We start from the raw sequence: 530 nt of genomic DNA, 5'->3' as shown, positions 1-530 counted from the left end.
CATCGGAATCGCAGGCGGGCAACAGGTGCGACACGATACCCTGTCCAGCCGGCCGGCGGGATAGGCCACAAGGCCCGCCCCGGCTCAGGTTTCGGCGCGCTCGCCGATCTGCGCCCGGTAGCCGCGCGGGGACACCCCGACCTCGGCCTTGAACTTGCGGGTGAACGCGCTCTGGTCGGTGAAGCCGCAGGCCTGGCCGATGCTGGCGATGCTGTCCGGCCCGTGCAGCAGGTGCACCGCCATCTGGATGCGCAGGCGGGTCAGCACCTGCTGTGGGGTCATCTGGAACACCTTGCGGAAGGTACGCTCCAGTTTGGACAGYGAGAACCCGGTGATGTCCAGCAGGGTCTGCATGCGCACGTTCTCGGCGTAATGCGCGTTCAGATGCGCCAGCGCCAGCCGCAGCTGCTCGTACTGGGTGCCCAGGCTGTCTTTCTGACCCAGGTCGCGCGAGATGCCGATCAGGCCCCTGATCTGCCCGTCCACCAGCAGCGGGCGCTTGCAGGTCAGGCACCAACCCGGCTCGCGGT

At 68.1% G+C, this 530-nt stretch carries 1 protein-coding gene; it reads right to left on the bottom strand.

The window, feature by feature from the left end; genetic code table 11:
* Positions 1–84: 84 nt before the first annotated feature.
* Positions 85–530 (bottom strand): helix-turn-helix domain-containing protein (locus ACXJKJ_RS32035; RefSeq protein WP_457395771.1); only part of this gene is annotated, 446 nt, incomplete at its 5' end.

It is taken from the genome of Roseateles sp. P5_E1, assembly GCF_054049335.1.
The sequence above is the reverse complement of the archived record's forward strand: the minus strand, read 5'-3'. Positions and strand labels throughout refer to the sequence as shown.